General features: G+C 32.7%; 19 protein-coding genes. 2 read left to right on the plus strand and 17 right to left on the minus strand.

Translation table 11 applies throughout. The features are described 5' to 3' along the window. The coding region (locus LQ609_RS11510) for a YSIRK-type signal peptide-containing protein (RefSeq protein ID WP_239734773.1) at positions 1-3,722 on the minus strand (3,722 nt) is incomplete at its 3' end. Positions 3,723-4,025: 303 nt separating this feature from the next. Here LQ609_RS11510 and LQ609_RS11515 point away from each other — a divergent pair. Continuing rightward, the gene (locus LQ609_RS11515; protein WP_239734774.1) at positions 4,026-4,487 is read left to right on the plus strand and encodes a MarR family winged helix-turn-helix transcriptional regulator; all 462 of its coding nucleotides are present in this window, start codon (positions 4,026-4,028) and stop codon (positions 4,485-4,487) included. 215 nt (positions 4,488-4,702) lie between these two features. Then, positions 4,703-5,650: an oxygen-dependent tRNA uridine(34) hydroxylase TrhO gene (gene trhO, locus LQ609_RS11520; protein WP_115337019.1), complete on the plus strand. Its 948-nt coding sequence runs from the start codon at positions 4,703-4,705 to the stop codon at positions 5,648-5,650. A gap of 430 nt (positions 5,651-6,080) precedes the next feature. On the opposite strand, the gene LQ609_RS11525 is transcribed toward trhO, so the two are convergent. The 16 genes from LQ609_RS11525 to LQ609_RS11600 all read right to left on the minus strand — a co-directional run bounded on the left by LQ609_RS11525 (position 6,081) and on the right by LQ609_RS11600 (position 20,025). Further along, positions 6,081-6,815, minus strand: a complete 735-nt coding sequence (locus LQ609_RS11525) for an SDR family NAD(P)-dependent oxidoreductase (RefSeq protein WP_107509301.1) — start codon at positions 6,813-6,815, stop codon at positions 6,081-6,083. 17 nt (positions 6,816-6,832) lie between these two features. After that, the gene (locus LQ609_RS11530; protein WP_237687708.1) at positions 6,833-7,258 is read right to left on the minus strand and encodes a MarR family winged helix-turn-helix transcriptional regulator; all 426 of its coding nucleotides are present in this window, start codon (positions 7,256-7,258) and stop codon (positions 6,833-6,835) included. A gap of 253 nt (positions 7,259-7,511) precedes the next feature. Then, positions 7,512-8,915 carry a 6-phospho-beta-galactosidase gene (gene lacG / locus LQ609_RS11535; RefSeq protein WP_239734775.1) on the minus strand — a complete coding sequence of 468 codons (1,404 nt, stop codon included), beginning with the start codon at positions 8,913-8,915 and terminating at the stop codon, positions 7,512-7,514. 18 nt (positions 8,916-8,933) lie between these two features. Next, positions 8,934-10,667: a lactose-specific PTS transporter subunit EIIC gene (locus tag LQ609_RS11540; RefSeq protein ID WP_239734788.1), complete on the minus strand. Its 1,734-nt coding sequence runs from the start codon at positions 10,665-10,667 to the stop codon at positions 8,934-8,936. Positions 10,668-10,669: 2 nt separating this feature from the next. Then, positions 10,670-10,984, minus strand: coding sequence for a PTS lactose/cellobiose transporter subunit IIA (locus tag LQ609_RS11545; protein ID WP_107509304.1), 315 nt, complete (start codon positions 10,982-10,984; stop codon positions 10,670-10,672). Positions 10,985-11,008: 24 nt separating this feature from the next. Beyond that, the gene (gene lacD, locus LQ609_RS11550) at positions 11,009-11,989 is read right to left on the minus strand and encodes a tagatose-bisphosphate aldolase (RefSeq protein ID WP_078357459.1); all 981 of its coding nucleotides are present in this window, start codon (positions 11,987-11,989) and stop codon (positions 11,009-11,011) included. 4 nt (positions 11,990-11,993) lie between these two features. Then, positions 11,994-12,926 carry a tagatose-6-phosphate kinase gene (locus LQ609_RS11555; protein WP_239734776.1) on the minus strand — a complete coding sequence of 311 codons (933 nt, stop codon included), beginning with the start codon at positions 12,924-12,926 and terminating at the stop codon, positions 11,994-11,996. A gap of 12 nt (positions 12,927-12,938) precedes the next feature. Next, on the minus strand, positions 12,939-13,454 hold the full coding sequence (lacB, locus tag LQ609_RS11560; RefSeq protein WP_239734777.1) for a galactose-6-phosphate isomerase subunit LacB: 516 nt from the start codon (positions 13,452-13,454) through the stop codon (positions 12,939-12,941). 17 nt (positions 13,455-13,471) lie between these two features. Beyond that, positions 13,472-13,900, minus strand: a complete 429-nt coding sequence (gene lacA, locus LQ609_RS11565) for a galactose-6-phosphate isomerase subunit LacA (protein ID WP_239734778.1) — start codon at positions 13,898-13,900, stop codon at positions 13,472-13,474. Between the two features lie 187 nt (positions 13,901-14,087). After that, entirely contained in the window at positions 14,088-14,843 is a 756-nt protein-coding gene (locus LQ609_RS11570; protein WP_239734779.1) for a DeoR/GlpR family DNA-binding transcription regulator, read from the minus strand. A 303-nt stretch (positions 14,844-15,146) separates the two neighbouring features. After that, a complete protein-coding gene (locus LQ609_RS11575) occupies positions 15,147-15,800 on the minus strand; it encodes a GntR family transcriptional regulator (protein ID WP_218702831.1) in 654 nt (217 codons plus the stop codon). A 21-nt stretch (positions 15,801-15,821) separates the two neighbouring features. Then, positions 15,822-17,099: a TRAP transporter large permease gene (locus LQ609_RS11580; protein WP_218702832.1), complete on the minus strand. Its 1,278-nt coding sequence runs from the start codon at positions 17,097-17,099 to the stop codon at positions 15,822-15,824. After that, positions 17,096-17,560, minus strand: a complete 465-nt coding sequence (locus tag LQ609_RS11585) for a TRAP transporter small permease (RefSeq protein WP_239734780.1) — start codon at positions 17,558-17,560, stop codon at positions 17,096-17,098. Before LQ609_RS11585 ends, LQ609_RS11580 begins: the two co-directional genes overlap by 4 nt. 11 nt (positions 17,561-17,571) lie before the next feature. Beyond that, the gene (locus tag LQ609_RS11590; RefSeq protein WP_119634499.1) at positions 17,572-18,558 is read right to left on the minus strand and encodes a TRAP transporter substrate-binding protein; all 987 of its coding nucleotides are present in this window, start codon (positions 18,556-18,558) and stop codon (positions 17,572-17,574) included. Positions 18,559-18,589: 31 nt separating this feature from the next. Next, positions 18,590-19,372, minus strand: coding sequence for a carbon-nitrogen family hydrolase (locus LQ609_RS11595; protein ID WP_239734789.1), 783 nt, complete (start codon positions 19,370-19,372; stop codon positions 18,590-18,592). Continuing rightward, positions 19,372-20,025 carry a DUF2848 family protein gene (locus tag LQ609_RS11600; RefSeq protein ID WP_239734781.1) on the minus strand — a complete coding sequence of 218 codons (654 nt, stop codon included), beginning with the start codon at positions 20,023-20,025 and terminating at the stop codon, positions 19,372-19,374. The genes LQ609_RS11595 and LQ609_RS11600 overlap by 1 nt, the downstream gene beginning before the upstream one ends. Positions 20,026-20,127 lie beyond the last annotated feature (102 nt).

The raw sequence follows: 20,127 nt of genomic DNA on the forward strand, positions 1-20,127 counted from the left end.
GATTCACTTTCACTCAATGACTCGGACGTACTCAACGATTCACTTTCACTCAATGACTCGGACGTACTCAACGATTCACTTTCACTCAATGACTCGGACGTACTCAACGATTCACTTTCACTCAATGACTCGGACGTACTCAACGATTCACTTTCACTGATTGATTCAGATGTACTTAATGATGTTGACTCACTTAATGACTCGCTGGTACTCAACGATTCCGCTGCACTTATCGATTCGGACTCGCTCAATGACTCTGACGTACTCATTGATTCTGATTCGCTTATTGATTCTGATTCACTAATTGACTCAGACGTACTCAATGATTCACTTTCGCTCAATGACTCGGATGTACTCAAAGATTCACTTTCACTGATTGATTCTGACGTACTCAACGATTCCGACGTACTTGCTGACTCTGATGCACTCATTGACTCAGATGCACTAATAGACTCAGACGCACTCAACGATTCGGACTCACTCAAGGACTCGGATGTACTTAATGATTCGCTCTCACTCATTGACTCAGACATACTCAATGATTCACTTTCGCTCAACGACTCGGATGCACTTATTGATTCCGACTCACTCAATGACTCTGATGTACTTATAGACTCTGACGTGCTTAATGACTCGCTGGTACTCAACGATTCGGACTCGCTCAATGACTCGGACGTACTCAACGATTCAGATTTACTTAATGACTCGGACGTACTCATTGATTCACTTTCACTAATAGACTCAGACGTGCTCAAAGATTCTGATGTACTTATCGATTCTGATTCGCTTAATGATACTGAATTGCTCATTGATTCAGACGTACTTGCTGACTCGGACATACTTAACGATTCGGACTCACTCAAGGACTCGGATGTACTTAGAGACTCACTCTCACTTAAGGATTCCGATGTACTCAATGACTCGGATTCACTTATTGATTCCGATGTACTTAGCGATTCGCTCTCACTCACGGACTCCGATGTACTTAAAGATTCGGACTCACTCAATGACTCAGATGCACTCAACGATTCGGATTCGCTTAATGACTCAGACGTACTTAACGACTCGCTCTCACTTAATGATTCTGACGTACTCAACGATTCACTTTCGCTCAATGATTCAGACTCACTAATTGACTCTGATGTACTCAATGATTCTGATTCACTAATTGATTCAGACGTACTCAATGATTCAGATGCACTTAATGATTCGGACTCACTCAAGGACTCGGAAGTACTTAACGATTCTGATTCGCTTAATGATTCTGACTCGCTCAATGACTCAGACGCACTCAACGATTCAGATTCACTTAATGACTCTGATGTACTCAATGATTCACTTTCACTCAGTGACTCTGACGTTCTCAACGATTCTGATTCGCTTATTGATCCCGACGTGCTTAACGATTCACTTTCACTTATTGACACGGAAGTACTCAACGATTCGGATTCACTTAAGGATTCCGATGTACTCAATGATTCTGATTCACTTATTGATTCAGACGTACTCAATGATTCGCTCTCACTTATTGACTCTGATGTACTCAACGATTCTGACTCACTCAATGACTCGGACGTACTTAACGACTCACTCTCACTCAAGGACTCAGACGTACTTAGCGATTCACTTTCACTCATTGATTCTGACGTACTCAACGATGTCGACTCACTCAAGGACTCAGACGTACTCAAGGACTCGGATGCACTTAAGGATTCAGATGTACTCAACGATTCGGACTCACTTATTGATTCAGATGTACTTAATGATGTTGACTCACTCAACGATTCACTTTCGCTCAATGACTCTGATGTACTCATTGACTCGGATGTACTAATAGACTCTGACGTGCTTAATGATTCCGACTCACTAATAGTCTCAGATTCACTTAATGATATTGACTCTGATGTACTCAATGATTCTGATTCGCTTAATGATACTGAATTGCTCAATGATTCAGACGTACTTGTTGACTCGGATGTACTCAAAGATTCGGACGTGCTTAACGATTCTGAAGCTGCTGTACTTACTGTCAGTGTAGCGATATTAGAGGGATCAAATGGCTGAGCATTATTTCCTTCACCTACTGTTACTATTACATAATATCTAGAACCGTTTAATTCAGTACTGACATTACTTAGGACTAAATTTTTATCTATAGATACTTCTGTATCAGCATCTTTATTTATTACATCTCCATTTAATCTGTACCACTTATATGTAACGACTTGACCAATATCATCAGGAATTAAACTTGGCGTTACTGTAAATGTAGCATCTTCTCCTACTTCAACTGTTTGATCAGATATAATATCTCCTATTTTAACGTCTATAAAATCTTCTATTTTTGAACCGTTTGAGTTAGTCATTTCTACTTTTACTCTAACTGTTCCTTTTTGTGATTTACTTGTTGTTAAAACTCCATATTGGTTTATTGTTGCTAAATTACTATTATTAACTGTCCACTGTATCGTTCCTGTTGCGTTAGTTGGATTAGTTATATATCCTAAGTTCCAATTTCTTTCGTTTGATAACATAATTGGATTATTTGTAATTGTAATCTTATCTGCTTGTATTTGCTTTTGTTGAACGTTCACTGAAAATACATTTGTACCATAAGTTGTCGCAGCACTCAACAGAGGTTTGTTACGAGCAACTAATTGGAAATAATAATCTCCTACATTGGATAATGTATAATTTAAACTATTACTAGTTTGACCACTGATAGCCGACCACTGATTATTTTGATAGATATACCATTGATAAGTTGTCGTTCCTAATCCGCCATTAAATAAGTCAGATTTCAGTTCTGCATGTGCTTTTACTTTTTCTCCAGCAATAATTACATTTCTTTCAGCAAAAGCATCAGAAGTAAATCCAGGTCTACCAAATAGCCCAAGAAGACCACTATAATATTTTTGAGATACAGCATGATAAGGAGTTGGTGCTGCACTTGCTGCTACTTTTGCTTGTTGTTTTACTTTTACATTTAAAGTCTGTTGCTCTTTGTTTGTAGCTTGTGCTTTTGTAGTGTCAGATGTTAATTTGTCTTCTGATATTTTTTGTTGTTTTTCTTGAATATTGTCTTTTAACGGCGTTGTTTCTTCCTTATTCTCAACTTGTTCTGTAATTGTGGATGAGTTCTCAGAATGTTCTTCTTTAGGAGTTTCATCTTTAGGAGTTTGTGTAGAAGTTATCGAAGAGGGTTCATCTTTTTCTTTCGTTGTTTCAATAGGTGGTAATTCATGTTGTATTTCTTTATCTTGTTCTTCTGGTTGATTTTCTTTTGAAATATCATTTTCTACAGTAGGTAATGAAGGTTCTGGTTCAACTTCTTTTGAATCCTCTACTGTTGTATCAGTTGGTTTATCTTGAACAATTTCATTTGGTGATTCATCGGTAATTATTTCTTCATCATTATTTGTTTCATTTTGGTCTTCATTTGTTGTCACTTCAGGATTAACATTTTCATCTTTTTGTACATTTTTATCTTGTGTTGGTTCTGTTGTTTCTGTTGTTTCTGTCGTTTCTTCGTTACTTACATCTATTTCTGTAAGAATTTCCCGGTTCTCATCTTCTTGATTGACTGTTTGTGTACTACTAATTTCACTTGCATTAGCTTGATGAGATGCTGCGACTGAAAAAATTGTAAAGCCAAGTAATACAGATCCTATCCCCATCGAAAATTTTCTAATAGAAAATCTTTGTTTCTCAATATTATTCATTTTAACCTCACTAATTATATTTTTATTTGATTGTCCTTAATATTATACAATATTAAAATGAAAAATCTATTACTTTATAATATTTTTACAAAATTAATGTACATATATAAGTACAAACGTAGTTGTTTTGTGCATCATTAACTTTGTAAAGTGAGGTTATTTATTTAAATAACAATATTCTATAAATAAAATTACATATGATTAACTATATATTCTTCATACTATTTCCCTTCCAAAACTTTTCCTACTAATAAAAATTTGGTAAAATCTATTCCATAAAATTCATTAAATGGAGGATTTAATATGGAAACGTTAGATAATAATGAAAAATTACAAGATTTTAAAACGAAACTTTTAAGAGTAAATGCTAATTTTAAATTTCTATGTGCCCATGTTGCTAATGAGAATGGTTATTCATTGAATTTTTGTAACTTATTATATGTTATAAGTGAAAATGAAGGAATGACTTTAGCAGAGTTAGCTGAATCTGTTGATATGGATAAAGGGAATTTAAGTAGATTGCTGAACCAACAAATTCAGAGTGGATATGTTGAGAAGAAAATGGATGCTATTGATAACAGAAAAATACGTGTTTATATTACGGATACTGGTCAAAGTAAAATAAACGAAATTAGCCAAATTTGTATTACAAATCTTGATCAATTATTAAATATATTACCTGAAGAAGAACTCGAAAATTTTATGATAACTTTAAATAAATTAGATACTCATTTCAGTGTTCTTTCTAAAAACTTAAAAGATTAAACGTCGCTCCATCTCTATTTCTAGTTTAATTTTCTAAATAAAAACGATTTCATATTATTTTACAAAATCAAACAATTGAAAAATGCAACTTTTTTGATACAATATAATGAGGATAAAAATGTGCACTCATATAAATATTGTTCCACACTTCAACAAAGATAATATCAAATAGACTTTTATATAAATTAATAAAGAAAAATAGAGGAGATAAGAAAATGGATTATAGAGTATTATTGTTTTATAAATATACAACAATTACTGACCCCGAAACTTTTGCAACAGAGCACTTAGAATTTTGTAAAGACTTAGAACTTAAAGGTCGTATTTTAGTAGCAACTGAAGGTATTAACGGTACACTTTCAGGTACGAAAGTAGATACAGACAAATACATGGAACAAATGAAAGCAGACGAAAGATTTGAAGGCATCACTTTTAAAGTTGATGAAGCTGAAGGTCATGCTTTCAAAAAAATGCACGTACGTCCAAGAGCTGAAATCGTAGCTTTAGATTTAGAAGATGATGTAAACCCAATAGAATTAACTGGTAATTATTTATCACCTAAAGAATTTAAAGAAGCATTATTAGCAGATGATACAATTGTTATCGATGCTAGAAATGATTATGAATATGACTTAGGTCATTTCCGTGGCGCAGTTCGTCCGAATATTACAAGATTCAGAGATTTACCAGATTGGATCAAAGAGAACAAAGAACAATTTATGGATAAAAAAATCGTCACTTACTGTACAGGCGGTATCCGTTGTGAAAAATTCTCAGGATTCTTACTTAAAGAAGGATTCGAAGATGTAAGCCAATTAGAAGGTGGTATTGCAACTTACGGTAAAGATCCAGAAACTAAAGGTGAATACTGGGATGGAAAAATGTATGTATTTGACGAACGTATTAGTGTAGATGTGAATCAAGTAGAAAAAACTGTAGTTGGTAAAGAATGGTTCGATGGAACACCATGTGAAAGATATATTAACTGTAGTAATCCAGAATGTAACCGTCAATTCTTAGTAAATGAAGAGAACGAACATAAATATTTAGGTGCATGTTCACACGAATGTGCAGAACACGAAAGCAACCGATATGTAAAAGCACATGACATCAGTGAAGAAGAAAAAGCAAAACGCTTAGAAAACTTTAAAGAATTAGTATAGAAGGATAAGAGGCTGAGACAAATTTTAAATTGTCTCAGCCTCTATTGTTTATTCTATAAAGTATAATTTATTGTTGTCTAACGCGCATGTTTCGTTAGTCTTGATCGTTAGAATTTCTAACGCGCTTGTTTACTTTTTCTTGCTCGTTAGACCGCTCAATCTTGTGATTTTAGTGTGCTTTTACTCTTTTGTACACCCGATTTGTCTTCTAACGAGCTTGTTTCGTTAGTCTTGATCGTTAGAATTTCTAACGCGCTTGTTTACTTTTTCTTGCTCGTTAGACCGCTCAACCTTGTGATTTTAGTGTGCTTTTTCTCTTTTTTACACCTGATTTGTCTTCTAACGCGCATGTTTCGTTAGTCTTGATCGTTAGAATTTCTAACGCGCTTGTTTACTTTTTCTTGCTCGTTAGCCGACTACAAAACATCTACTATAGAGCAGTAAGTCCACCATCTATTACAAATTCAGCACCAGTAGAATAGCTTGAGTCATCTGAAGCTAAGAAAGTTACCATGTTTGAAACTTCTTCTGCTTGTGCTACACGTCTCATTGGTATTGTCTTTTTGAATTCTTCTACCGCTTCTTTTACGCCTTCTTGTTCCAACATTGGTGTTTGAATTACACCAGGATGTACAGAGTTTACTCGAATATTATATGGTGATAATTCTCTAGAAGCTGCTTTAGTCATACCTCTTACAGCAAACTTAGTATCTGTGTATCCAATTGCACCACCAACTAAACCATTCATAGAAGAAATATTTATAATAGAACCTTTATGTTGTTCTTTCATAATAGGCGCTACTGTCTTCATTCCTAAAAATACTGATAATTGGTTAATTTGTACAATCTTCATATAATCATCTGTAGTCAATTCTTCCAAAGGCGTATTATACGTAATTCCCGCATTATTCACTAATACATCAATACGTCCCCATTTGTCCATAGTTTGTTGAACAACATTTTTCCAATCATTTTCGTCAGATACATTATGTTTAATAAACATAACTTCTCCTTTTAATTCAGATTCAGTCTGATGACCGCTTTCTTCATTAATATCTGTAATGATAACTTTTGCTCCTTGTTCTAATGCTTTTTCTGCATGTATTTTCCCCATGCCTTGTGCTGCTCCCGTGATTATAACAACTTTATTTTCTAGTCTTTCCATAATTAACACCCTTCCTTTTATTTTAAACGATCAACTTGTTCTAATAACTTTTTCTGTATTTTAAGAAGTTGTTCGGTTTCTTCATCATTCAATGTTGAATATATATCATTCCTTAAAATTTCTTCTTGCTTTTGAGCTTCTTCAAGTAACTTAATACCTTTATCCGTAATCGAAATGAGCGTTACTCTACGATCATACTCTTGAGGAACTCTTAAAATATATTCTTCTTTGATTAATTTATTTGTCATACCTGTAATAGCACCAGGCGTATAACCAATCTTTTCAGCAATTGTTGAAGACTTTTGAGGTCCGTCTTCTTTAAGCTTTGATAGTAAAATGATTTGAGAGATATTAACATTTTTAAAACGGTTCATAAATATTGTTATCGTCTTATCTTTCAATAATTCTAGCGTATGTAGCAATTCAAAAAATTTAGTATCCATCATGTCCTCCTTAGCTCTTGTTTGATTTGTTAATTATATTATACGACTAAATAGTTTAGCAGTAAACTATTTAGCATTAAAAGGTTTAATACTAAAATATTTAAAAGTAAAATTATTGATGTAAAGCTATTCGTGTGAACATTTCTCCTGAGTTTTGTCTATATGGCTACCCTTATCATCACTGCAACTTGCTTGCTCAAATAAAAAAGCTTATCTTTTGGTTATATCCCGCTAGATAAGCTTTTTAAAAGTTTTATTCAATTATTTTTGTTTCTGATAACTTCTTATACCAATATGCACTTTTCTTTGGATACCTTTCTTGTGTATCAAAGTCTACATAGAATAATCCATATCTTTTTTCATAACCATTTGACCATGAGAACACATCCATTAACGACCAGATAAAATATCCTTGAACATTCGCACCGTCTGCTATAGCGTCTGATATAATTTCTAAGTGTTTCTTAACATAATCTATACGCGCATCATCATTAACTGTATTATTTTCAAATTCATCTTTATATCCTAGTCCATTTTCCGTTATATAAATCTTCTTATAGTTTGGATAGTCTGCCTTCACTCTCATAATTTGGTCATAAAGTCCTTTAGGATATATCATCCAATCCCAATCTGTACGTGGCACATCGATGTCAAATTCACGTTGCCCTATACCTTTAAGCTGATATTTAGACCCACCTTTATTACCTTTAGAATTGTGCGTAATTTCAGTTTCTCCATCAAATGCGCTCATCCAATCACTCATATAATAATTGATGCCTAAGAAGTCATTTAAATCTTTTGAATCATTTAATATTCTTAAATCTTCATCACGAATATCAAGTTCTCCTCCATTGACTTCCAAAATGTGCTGAACCCCTTGCATTGTTTTATCGGAATATTTACCCAAATATGTGGCATCTAAAATAAATTTATTATGGATAATGTCTTCAAGTTCTGCCGCTCTCACATCTTCTGGATTATTTGGATCATATGGATATTTAGTAGGAAGTGCATGAACAATACCAATTTCTCCTTTATACCCTTTGTCTTTAAATAATTTAATTGCTCTTGCGTGTGCTATCATCATGTTGTGGTGAGACTGAAATACTTTTGCGAAATCATATTTAATACCTGGTGGAAATTTACCTACTAAATACTGCCCGTCTCCGATAGGTCCAATTTCATTAAATGTAGTCCAATAATTCACTTCTTCAAATTCATTAAAGCAAAAATCAGCATATTCAACGAAGTAATCAATATTTTGACGATTTAAAAAATCTCCATCAGAATGTAACTTTTCTGGTGTATCAAAATGATGTAGCGTTACAAACGGTTCTACATCTCTTTTATGACATTCTTTAAATAAATTATGATAGAATTCAACACCTTTAGCATTCACATTTTCGTAACCATCTGGAAAAATTCTTGACCATGCTATCGAAATTCTCATTCCATTAATACCAAATTTTTCACTAAGCTCTAAATCTATTGGGTATTGATTATAAAAATCACTAGCTGGCTCTGCTGTGTACCAATAATTTTCTTCTAAATAAGTATCCCAAGCTACTCTACCTTTTCCATCTGTTTGAGTTGCACCTTCAGCTTGATATGCTGCCGTTGCACCACCAAAAATAAAATCTTCTGGTAAGTCTTTCATATCTATATCTATTCCCTTCTATATATTGAGTTGATTTCTTACAAACGCTAAAGCACCTTTACCATCACGTGTTAATTTAATGTATTCTGCACCTTCAGTTTTTGCTAATTTAACACCTAATCTATCGGCATCTTGTTTAATATCCTCATAATTTGAAGCAACTTGTGGTGCAAGAACGATTAGATCATAATCTTTCATAATATCCATATGAGCGCCATAACCTCCAGCTGCTGCAGTAATTGGTTCTCCAAATTCTTTAGCTGCTTTATTTAAAGCGTTAGCAAGCAATCCACTCGTACCACCACCTGCGCATAATACTAATACGCTTTTTGATTCTTTGTTGCATAAATGATCATTACTTACTTTTCTATCTTCTTTTTTAATTTCATTGTTACGAGAATTACTTATAATACTTTCAGCCTTACTTGTATCAAAATTTTCTTTAACTTTATTTTGCAAATTTTCAGATTTTTTAAGTCCGGAAATTTCTTCTTCAACAATTTGTCTGTCATAGACCCTCACGAATGGATAATAAATCATAATATCTACAATCACTAACGTAATTGCTAAAATAAATGACCATACACCTAAACCTGTACCCATCACTATTCCAATTGGTGCTGGCGTTGTCCAAGGAAGATTGACACTGAAGCTATTCATGCCTATTACATCAACAAATATTTTAAAAATCCATACGTTTGCAATTGGTGCTAATATAAATGGAATGAAGAACACAGGATTCAAAACTAATGGTGCACCGAAGAGAATAGGTTCATTTACACCAAAGAATGTAGGTACTACAGATGCTCTACCAATCGCTTTATTGCGTTTAGATTTAGTTAGCCACATAAACATGAACGGAACAACTAAGGTAGCCCCTGTCCCACCCATAGTTACAATAAACATTTGTGTCCCAGACGTTATAATCTTGTCTGCGTGTGCACCAGAACTTAATAATTGATAGTTCGTTTCAATATTGGCATACGTTATTGCCGCTATTGCTGGTTCTACTATTGAAGGACCGTGAATACCAACAAACCAAAATAATGCAAATGCTCCAAATATGATCGTAATACCGACATAGCCATCAGCTGCTGTAAATAATGGTGCGAAGAATTCAATAATAGCGTGCGCAACATTTGGTCCTAATATCGCTCTACTTAATAAATCAAATCCATATAACACTAAAATAACTAAAGCGAATGGAATAATATCTTTAAATACTTGGGAAATATTTGGTGGTACTTCTTCAGGCATTTTGATTGTAACGTTTTTCTTAACACAGATGTGATATATGATTACTGTGACAAATGCAGATAGAAATGCTGTTAGTAAACCTTTAGTACCTAAAAATTCACTCGTAAATCCACCATCTTTAATCGAATCAGAAGCTAAAAATAAAAAGCCACAAATCGACGCTATCATAGTAGATATAAAGTTAATTTGATTTGTATTTTCTAATCTTCGGTTATATGAATCGGTTAACGATTTAGCAGTTGTACCCGCAACTAATAATGCAACAATACCCATTGTGTATTGATAAGGTTTCATAAGTGCCGCTTCAGAACTCTTGCTCCAAGTGAATCCAAATACGTTTGGTACATATGCTATTAATAAGAAAATACTTGAAAATAGAATGACCGGCATTGCTGAAATAAAACCATCACGAATAGCCCTTAAATAAATATTACGAGAAATTTTTTCAAAAAGTGGTTTAGCTTTTTCAATTTGCGCGATAATTGCTTCCATAATTATTAACTCCCTCTTTTGTAAAGTTCAACGATATGCTTCATCATATCTTTCAGAAGCAGCGTAGTCATAAGGTGGTCTTGGCCATGCATCATCGTTACACTATATGCAATGTCTTCACCAGAAGCTTCTTTAGTTAATAATTCTGTTTGTGCATTATGTGCGCTTACAATATGTTGATTAGCCTCTTCTATTAATTGTTCTGCTTCATTAAAGTCCCCTTGTTGTGCTGCATTTAAAGCGATGAGTAATTTTGATCTAGCATCTCCTGCATAAGCTACTATTTCAAAACCTAACATTGTTGTTTCTTCACGATTCATGGTTAACACTCCTTTAATCCCTTGTTATAATTTCTCCCTAACTGAAACAGCTGTTTGTTTAAGCACCTTATTTAATGCATTAATATTGTTAAACCCTTCTGTCTGCAACCATTTTCTAGCCGCTTCTTCCCCTTTTTCTATGTAAATAGGTACGACTCCTGCCCAAGTTGCCCGTCCACATAGGACACCATTGAATTTAGCGCCAGATGCATGTGCAAATTCCAAAGTATCTTGAAATAATTTTGCTGATACACCTGCACTCAAATAAATATATGGTAGATTTGTAGAAGCTTCTTGCTCTTTAAAATATTGCATAGCTTCTTCTTTCGTATATACCATTTCACTTTCGCCAAATCCTTCAACGTACGCCATGTTTACAGGGACTTCGACTTTTAATACATCGACATTAAATCTCTCTTCTGAGAATACTTTCATAGCACCATTAACTTTCCTAGGCTTTACTTTAGCGAATTCAACACTTCCATTATCAGGAATGTTATCGTCATAAGTTAATACTTCTAAGAAGAATGGCATATTTTCAGCTACACACTCAGAACCAATTCTTTCTATGTATGCCTTCTTCTTAAGATTGATACTTTCAGAATCATCAACATCATAATATAGAAGAAATTTAACAGCATCTGCACCATGCTCTTTAATTCTTTTAACTGACCAATCTTCTAGACAATCAGGTAATCGTCCTTTAGTGTTCACGTCATAGCCTGTTTTTTCATAGGCTAATAATAATCCTGACTCTTCATTACGTGCTTTAGAAGCTGGTAAACCGTATTCGGGGTCCAGCAATATGGACGAAGCATATTCTGTCAAAGTTTCAGAAACCAATGACTTTAAATTTTCTATTTGTTCTAATGTTGGTTCTGTATCTTGATACTTGGCCATCATACGTTTTAAAGCACCTCGTTGATCAAATGCTAAAGCTGAAATGATACCTTTCTCATCGCTTAAACTTCTTAATTGTTCAAATTTCCGATCTTTTTTACTCATTTATTCACACCTCAATAATATTGATTTTGTTATAAAGGTCATCATAGTTCTTTAAATTGATAGAACCTGTAACTGTTTCTTGTGCGTTTAACATACCTATAGTATTCGCCTTTTTAAGTAATGCTTCGTCTGTTGCATTATTCATCAAAGCAGAAGTAAAACCAGCAATCATTGAATCGCCTGAACCAACAGGATTCACTACTTGAATTTGAGGTATATCTACTTTGTAATATTTGTCGTTATGTTTAGCGAATACACCATTTGAACCTAAAGAGACAACCACCCACTCGATATTTTCAAACATTGGGTTTGCTACTGCTTGCTTCAAGGATTCAATATCTTCATCTATATGTTCTCCAAGCAATTCAGACAGCTCATCGATATTCGGCTTAATTAACAATGGTTTATATTGTCCTCTTAACACTTCTATAAGCGCTTTATTAGAACAATCTAGTATTGCAGGAACAGCGTATTTATCACAAATCTTTATTAAATTCGAATAAAATTTGGTATCCACGCCTTTAGGTAAGCTTCCAGAAATTACAGCAATGTCTGATTTACTTACAAGTTCTTCAAAATGTGCTTTGAAATCCTCAATTTCTGCAGAACTAATAGTAGGACCATCTTCAAGAATTTCTGTTTGGTTTCCTTCGTGTAATATAGCGATACAATTTCTTGTGTTGCCTTGAATTTCAAAAAAATGATTGGTTATTTTATGCTCATTCAAAGATTGTTCAAGGTATTCTCCGAGTTTACCGCCTTTTAAACCTGAAGCTACAACTTGTTCATTTAACTGATTTAAGACTCTCGTTACATTTAATCCTTTGCCACCAGCTGTTTTACTCCATTTATTCGTTCTATTCACATGATTGATTGATAAATTATCCACTTGATATGATATGTCTACTGAAGGGTTCATCGTAATCGTTAAAATCATAATAAATTCCCTTTAATCATGATATTCACCTTTATCCCACTTCTCTAAAAATTCATCAAAGAACTGAGGATCTGTTTGGCTTTCGCTTTCCGTTTCTAAATATTTAATTTTGGAAATCAACTTTTTGTTCTCTTCAGTAGGTTTGTATTCAGCATCTATAAAAGCTTCAATAATATCGCACATTAATAATTCACCAACGATCTTGCCCCCAAAACCGATCACATTAGCATTTAATTCTTCTTTTGCATAAATAGCAGTAGTCATATCTCTTACTAGTGCAGAACGTATACCTTGAACTTTATTAACAGCATTATTTATACCAACACCCGTCCCACAAATACATACACCTAAGTCTGCTTCTCCACTTGAAACTGCTTCTCCAACCTTTTTTCCGAAAATAGGATAATGTGTTCTTGCAAAATCATATGTTCCACAATCTATCACTTCATGACCAAGCGTTTTTAAAAATTGTGAAACTGCCATTTTTGTATCTGTAACAATATGATCACAACCAATTGCAATCTTCATATAAACTTCCTCCTTATTTAGCACATTTTATTTAACATATCGACACGAATTTGATGTCTTCCACCGTCATATTTACCATTAATAAATGCTTTAACAATGTTAATTGCGAGTTGTTCACCAACAATTTCTGAACCTAGCGTAATCATTCTCGAATTATTATGTCCCCTAGTCATATACGCCGATCTTTCTTCAGAAACTTCTGCAGCAATCATGCCTTTTATTTTTGTTGCTACCATGAAACTACCTGCACCATATGCATCTATTACAATCCCTAAATTCTTTTCATTTTTCTGTACTTCTTTAGCAACATTTAAAGTTGCGTCTACTAAATCAACATCTTTATCTTCTGTAGTATCGACAACTTTATAATTGTTGTTTAATAAATATTGTTTGATACATAATTTTAAATTTTCCCCATTCTCATCTGATCCGATTACGACATTCATTCATATCTTCCTTTCCATTTGTTTATTTCATGTTGCTTTAAACAATATAAACGCTTACAACAATCATTATGTTTAAATTATAAACTCAATTAAACATATATTCAACATTTATTGTTGTATTTTGTTTAAAAAGTATAAAAAAAGACAAAACCTGTTTAGATTTTGTCTTTTTATGTTTAATTTTTATTTATATGATGACTTCTGTAAAATCTGCTATTATTTTATTTTTATCCTCGTCTTTACCATCTGTTATGACTCCGTTTAATGATTTTAAATCACAAAATGAAACGAAATCTTCTTTTCCAATTTTAGAAGAATCAACAAGTAAGTATTTCTCTATCGAATTTCTAAGCGCCAATTTTTGTGTATATGCTTCTTCATGTGTTGACGTCATTACGTCTATTCCTTTTACGCCGTTAGCGCTGAAGAACATTTTACTAAATCTCATTGTTTCTAATGCACTGTTTGTCATGTCCCCTGTGAACGATTCAGTAATTTCTCTCATTTCTCCACCTATTAAATAGACTTTGAAATATTCACTTTTCTTTTTAAATAAAATATTAAATACAGGTAAACAGTTTGTTATGACCGATAAATTTTTATTATGAATTTCTTCTGCTAAAAACTCTACAGTAGTACCTGGCCCTAGAAACACTGTGTTTCCTTCTTCAATAATTGTGGCTGCCTTCTTAGCTATTTGTTTTTTCTCTTCAATATATTGTGTATGCTTCTCTTTATGTGACATTTCTTTAAATTGAAAAGCCGAATTACTTCTTGCACCGCCATGTATTTTGGTTAGTACACCCTGTCCATCTAATTCAGCTAAATCTCGTCTTATTGTCATATCAGAAACATTGAGTTCTTCAACTATTTCAGCAATTCTGATTGATCCTTTTCTATTTACTAAGTCTGTTATTTCATCTAATCTATCATATTTATTCAATGCATATAGCCCCCTTATAACATTGTTGATTTTACAATAAAATTGTTTAAAAAAGAAACATTTACATACTAATATATCAGACTTTGTTTGATTATGTTAATTTTTAATTAATTAATTACTTTTATAAAACAATTTCAAAAGTTAAATAGAACGAAGGTATTAAAGAAAAACACTCCATATGGGAGGTTAAATATATAATTGTGAATGAAAAAAAGAGCAGAAATTTAACAATGAATTTCTGCTCTTTTAATTTTAAAATATCAATATCACTGGAACGGTTATGATTTAGTTGAACTTATAAATTTATTTCACTTTAAATGCTCTCATTGATTTCTCTAGATGTGATTTCATTGAAGTTATAATAGCGTCAGTATTTTTTGTTGAGAGTGCTTTAAGTATTTCATTATGTTCATCGAGGACATCTAACATTCTTCCCTGGCTTTTCAATCCTTGTGTCCCAATCAATATAGATAAGTCATGTTGAACGTTATAACTTTTTAGAAATAATTTAAATTCTATTATTTCCATTAAATATGTGTGGAATTCTTTATCTAATAACATGAAAGTATAATAATCATTCTTTTCTGCTGCTATTGATTGATGTTCTATAATGGTTTGCAAATCAAGTATGTGTTTATCAGTAATTACTTCTACTAAAAAAGGTACACATGCGATTTCCAAAGATTCTCTCAATAAAAATATTTGATCAATTTCATGATTTGTAAATGTGTTTACTTTATAACCTTTTCTAGGCTTAAATATCATGAGTTGTTCCAACACCAATTCATTCATTGCTTCTCTAACAGGTGTACGAGACACATCAAGTAAATTAGATAATTCAACTTCAGTAATAAACTCATTTAGTGGCAATTCATTATTGAATAAGGAGTATTTAACTTGATCGTAGATTTCTTGTTTAATTGAATTTCTATTAACTTTTTTTAGTGAATTATACATACATACACCTCCTTAGAAAATTTATTTAAATAATGAAACTGGATAAGTAATTAGCCATGGCACATACGTAATAATTACAAGTACGACGATTAAAATAGCTAATTGTGGAATAATAGATTTAATAATTTTCTTAATATCCACTTTACTTATAGATGAAACAACAAATAGACAGACACCTACTGGCGGTGTAATCATTCCAATTGATAGATTCACTGCCATAACCACTCCAAAATGAATCGGATCAATATTCGTAGCTAATATTAACGGCAAGAATATTGGTGTGAAGATGGTTACTGCACTTATCGTATCTATAAAAGTACCAGCAATTAACAATACTATATTAATAACCAGTAAGAGCAATAATGGATTCTCAGCAAATATTCCTAGCATGTTTTGTATCTGTTCTGGCACATTGTTAAATGATACAAACCAAATAAATACTGCTGCACTTCCTATTAAGAATATTATACCAACTGATGTCTTTGTACTGCTAACCAAAGCATCATATAATTTTTTAAAAGTAAGCTCTTTATAAACTAATGTACTTATAAGTATGGCATATAGTACCGCTATTACGCCAGATTCAGTAGCTGTAAATAAGCCACTAATAATACCGCCAATTATAATTGCAGGCATTAATAATGCTAATATCGCATCTTTAAATCCTAGAAGAATATCTTTAATAGGTGGAAAGCTATCCATAGATTTGTAGTTATTCTTTTTACCTACAAAATAACTATAAATCATTAATCCTACACCCATTAAAATTCCTGGAACTATTCCGCCTATAAATAAATCACTTATAGATTGATTGGCCATTACACCAAATAAAATAAATATAATACTTGGTGGTATAATCGGCCCTACTGTAGAAGCTGATGCAACTAATGCAGAAGAAAATCCTTCATCATATCCTTCCTTCTTCATTAAAGGTAAAAGCATTCCACCAATTGCAGCCGCTGCAGCAATCGCTGTACCTGTTAAAGCAGCAAAGAATACACTCGAAATAATAACTACCATCGCTAATCCACCAGGTAATGGGCCAATTAACAACTTAGAAAAATTCACAATTCTTTGGGACATGCCCCCTTTAGACATAATCTCTCCAGCTAGTACAAATAGAGGGATAGCTAACAGTGAAAAGTTATTAATCCCGAAGTACATTTTTCTCGGTATAATTTCTAGAAACTCAATACCTGTCCAGCCTATACCAATTATTGAAACAGCCATTAATGAGAAGGCAATAGGCGTTCTTAAAAGTATGAGTACAAATAGCAAAATAATTAAAAATAGTATCATGATTCATCACCTGTCTTCCATGTGAAATAAATCATGAGTAGAAAACATAAAGGCATCGGAATATACATAATCCATCTACCTATTGGCATTGATGTCATTACTTGATTAGCATCTATACTCAAATATACTTGTAAAATGCTGTAATAAACTAATATTAATAGCACTAATGTAATCACTGTTTTCACAAAATAGCTAAGTATGTTATTAATTTTAGCAGGCATTTCTTCAAATAAATCTACTTGTAAATGCTCTTGTTTATACATTAAGATTACTGCCCCAAACAAAATACTATAAACAAAAAATAGCATTAACACTTCTTGTGACCAAAATATAGAAGTCTTAAATATGAATCGAGTTAGTACTTGCAACAAAATCATAGCAATTGATAAAATCATGAAAAACGTCATGATATGTGTCAAAATATTTATAAACTTCTTCTCTAGTATATCCAGTTTATTCATAATTAGCCCCCTTATTTGCTAAATTGACGAACTATGGATTTAGGTACTTGGTCTGTAATTTGAGAATCTACATTTTTAGTTTTATTTTTAAATTCATCCCTATTAACATTCGTAATAATCATACCTTCATCCTTCAATTGCTTCTTAATTTTCTTCTCTTGACTTGCAATATATTTTCTTTGATAATCTGTTGCCTCTTTCACACTTTCGTCCACTATTTTTTTCTCTTTTTTAGATAGTTGATTATAATAATCGTCATTCATAAGCACAACAGCAGGTGTATAAGTATGATTTGTTAAAGATATATATTTTTGTACTTCAAATAATTTCTGAGAATAAATCGTCGGTAAAGGATTTTCTTGTCCATCTACCACACCTTGATCTAATGCAGAGTACAGTTCACTAAAACTGATTGGTGTTGGAATAGCATCAAGCGTTTTTAAATGTTCATTCCATACTTTTGCAGATTGGACTCTTAGTTTCAGATTTTTCATATCTTCTGGATGTTTGATTTCTCGCTTTTTATTAGTAAAATGTCTAAAACCAACTTCCCAATAACCAAGCCCTTTCATGTCTTTCTTTTTAGCTAATGCTAATAAATCTTTACCCGGCTTACCGTCTAGTTTCGAATAAACATCCTTTTTACTATCAAATAAATAAGGAATACCAAACAAATTCATTTCAGGCATTGTATTGGATAAACTACTATCCGCTGCAACTGTTGTCATTTGTATAGTACCAGTCATCGTTTGATCTACTAACTCATCTTCGTTTCCTAAGCTTCCATTCCCATATACATTCACTTTCATTTTCCCATCAGACTTCTCTTCTACTAACTCTTTAAACTTTTGAGAAGCAATATTATATTGATGAGTATCAGATCCTGTATGTGCTAATCTTATGGTTTTTTGTTCACTTCCATTCACTTTTTCAGTAGAATTTTGACAACCACTTAAGATTAGAAGAAGCAATAAGGATAGTGAAATAAACTTTTTCATTAAACGTCATCCCCTTATAATCTGTCTCCGTTTACGAATATAAATCAGTTCTTCTATTTTTAAATACAGGTATTTGATTACGCATTTCATCAACTTTATCTAAATCGATTTCTACATTAAACGTTGTTTCTTGATTATCAGCTTCTGATAATACATCACCATTTGGAGCAATTACCATAGAATGACCAGCATATTCCGTGTTGCCATCATTTCCACATGAGTTACATGCCACAATATATGATTCATTTTCAATTGCTCTAGCAATATTTAAATGTCTCCAATGATATAACCTAGACTCGGGCCACTCAGCTACTACAAAAATCACTTTACTACCTTCAATAGCTAATCGTCGTATAGGCTCTGGAAATCTTAAATCGTAGCAAATAATGCCACTCATTTTGTTCTGACATAATTCAAATGTTTCAGGTAACAATTTTCCTGGTGCTAAATACTTAGGTTCATCAAGCATCGGAACTAAATGAATCTTATCGTAGTCATAAATTAATTCCCCTTGATTGTTAAATACAATTAGCGTATTATAAACCCCTTCATCCTTCTTATTTGAAACCGAGCCAGCTACAACATTAACGTTAAATGTTCTCGCTAAATTCGATATGAATTTCGTCGTATTTCCCAGGTTATGATCAGCTTTTTCATTTAAATGTTCTAAATCATAACCGTTGTTCCACATTTCAGGTAATACAACAATATCCGTATCGCTTCTTAAATCATTTTTGAAAAACTGCTCAATTTTAGCTTCATTCTTTCCAACATCACCAAGCACAACCTCAAATTGATAAAGTTGAATATTCATCATAATTTACTCACCTCATATTCCAAATGAATAGACTTATTCCGATTAGCATCAACAAGTTCAGCTTTAAATTTATCAGGATATTTGAAACCATCAACTAAAGGAACAGTCCCACAATAAACAACTGTACTATTTAAATGAGCACCAAATTCATTCAAAGCATCCATTAACTTGTCATAAGGTAAAATACCACTCACTTTATCCTCTTGGTACAAAGTCCATTTATCATCATCATAAACATAAGACCTCAACTCTAAATCATCCCAATGCCCCTCAACATCTTCAAATTCCCATACACTATCAGCAATAGGCTTTGCACATAATTGCTTAGACTTATGAATACTCACAGTCTCTAACTCTCTATCAGTATGATCACTACCTAAAGTTACATATCGCTTATCCCCATCAAAAATGACAACAATTTCCGCTTCACCACTCGAACGTTCACCAATAATAGAAATATCATTATCTTGTCTAAATAAATAAGGATCTAAATGATAAATCTCAGGAATCGAATCCGGTTCAGGAACACCAAGTTCTTTCAACTCATTAATATGTGCCTTCGTCTTCTCAACATCCCTACCAGAATAACCAATACAATATGCATGATCGAAAGATAAATCTATACCTTGCGCACCTAATTTAAATTCCATATTAACACCCCTTTTTAATGTATACATTATACAGTATACATATTAGGGTATATATTTACAACTTTAGGTTAAAAAAACTTATAAAAAAAGCCCCTTACTATT

Origin of the sequence: Mammaliicoccus sp. G-M28, assembly GCF_022386595.1 — a bacterium.
Classification (GTDB): Bacteria; Bacillota; Bacilli; order Staphylococcales; family Staphylococcaceae; genus Mammaliicoccus; species Mammaliicoccus fleurettii.

What these genes read in the sequence shown, in the direction of transcription:
- LQ609_RS11515 (WP_239734774.1), top strand. Translation starts at nt 4,026, where the DNA reads ATGGAAACGTTAGATAATAATGAAAAATTACAAGATTTTAAAACGAAA.
- trhO (WP_115337019.1), top strand. Translation starts at nt 4,703, where the DNA reads ATGGATTATAGAGTATTATTGTTTTATAAATATACAACAATTACTGAC.
- LQ609_RS11525 (WP_107509301.1), bottom strand. Translation starts at nt 6,815, where the DNA reads ATGGAAAGACTAGAAAATAAAGTTGTTATAATCACGGGAGCAGCACAA.
- LQ609_RS11530 (WP_237687708.1), bottom strand. Translation starts at nt 7,258, where the DNA reads ATGGATACTAAATTTTTTGAATTGCTACATACGCTAGAATTATTGAAA.
- lacG (WP_239734775.1), bottom strand. Translation starts at nt 8,915, where the DNA reads ATGAAAGACTTACCAGAAGATTTTATTTTTGGTGGTGCAACGGCAGCA.
- LQ609_RS11545 (WP_107509304.1), bottom strand. Translation starts at nt 10,984, where the DNA reads ATGAATCGTGAAGAAACAACAATGTTAGGTTTTGAAATAGTAGCTTAT.
- lacD (WP_078357459.1), bottom strand. Translation starts at nt 11,989, where the DNA reads ATGAGTAAAAAAGATCGGAAATTTGAACAATTAAGAAGTTTAAGCGAT.
- LQ609_RS11555 (WP_239734776.1), bottom strand. Translation starts at nt 12,926, where the DNA reads ATGATTTTAACGATTACGATGAACCCTTCAGTAGACATATCATATCAA.
- lacB (WP_239734777.1), bottom strand. Translation starts at nt 13,454, where the DNA reads ATGAAGATTGCAATTGGTTGTGATCATATTGTTACAGATACAAAAATG.
- lacA (WP_239734778.1), bottom strand. Translation starts at nt 13,900, where the DNA reads ATGAATGTCGTAATCGGATCAGATGAGAATGGGGAAAATTTAAAATTA.
- LQ609_RS11575 (WP_218702831.1), bottom strand. Translation starts at nt 15,800, where the DNA reads ATGTATAATTCACTAAAAAAAGTTAATAGAAATTCAATTAAACAAGAA.
- LQ609_RS11580 (WP_218702832.1), bottom strand. Translation starts at nt 17,099, where the DNA reads ATGATACTATTTTTAATTATTTTGCTATTTGTACTCATACTTTTAAGA.
- LQ609_RS11585 (WP_239734780.1), bottom strand. Translation starts at nt 17,560, where the DNA reads ATGAATAAACTGGATATACTAGAGAAGAAGTTTATAAATATTTTGACA.
- LQ609_RS11590 (WP_119634499.1), bottom strand. Translation starts at nt 18,558, where the DNA reads ATGAAAAAGTTTATTTCACTATCCTTATTGCTTCTTCTAATCTTAAGT.
- LQ609_RS11595 (WP_239734789.1), bottom strand. Translation starts at nt 19,372, where the DNA reads ATGAATATTCAACTTTATCAATTTGAGGTTGTGCTTGGTGATGTTGGA.
- LQ609_RS11600 (WP_239734781.1), bottom strand. Translation starts at nt 20,025, where the DNA reads ATGGAATTTAAATTAGGTGCGCAAGGTATAGATTTATCTTTCGATCAT.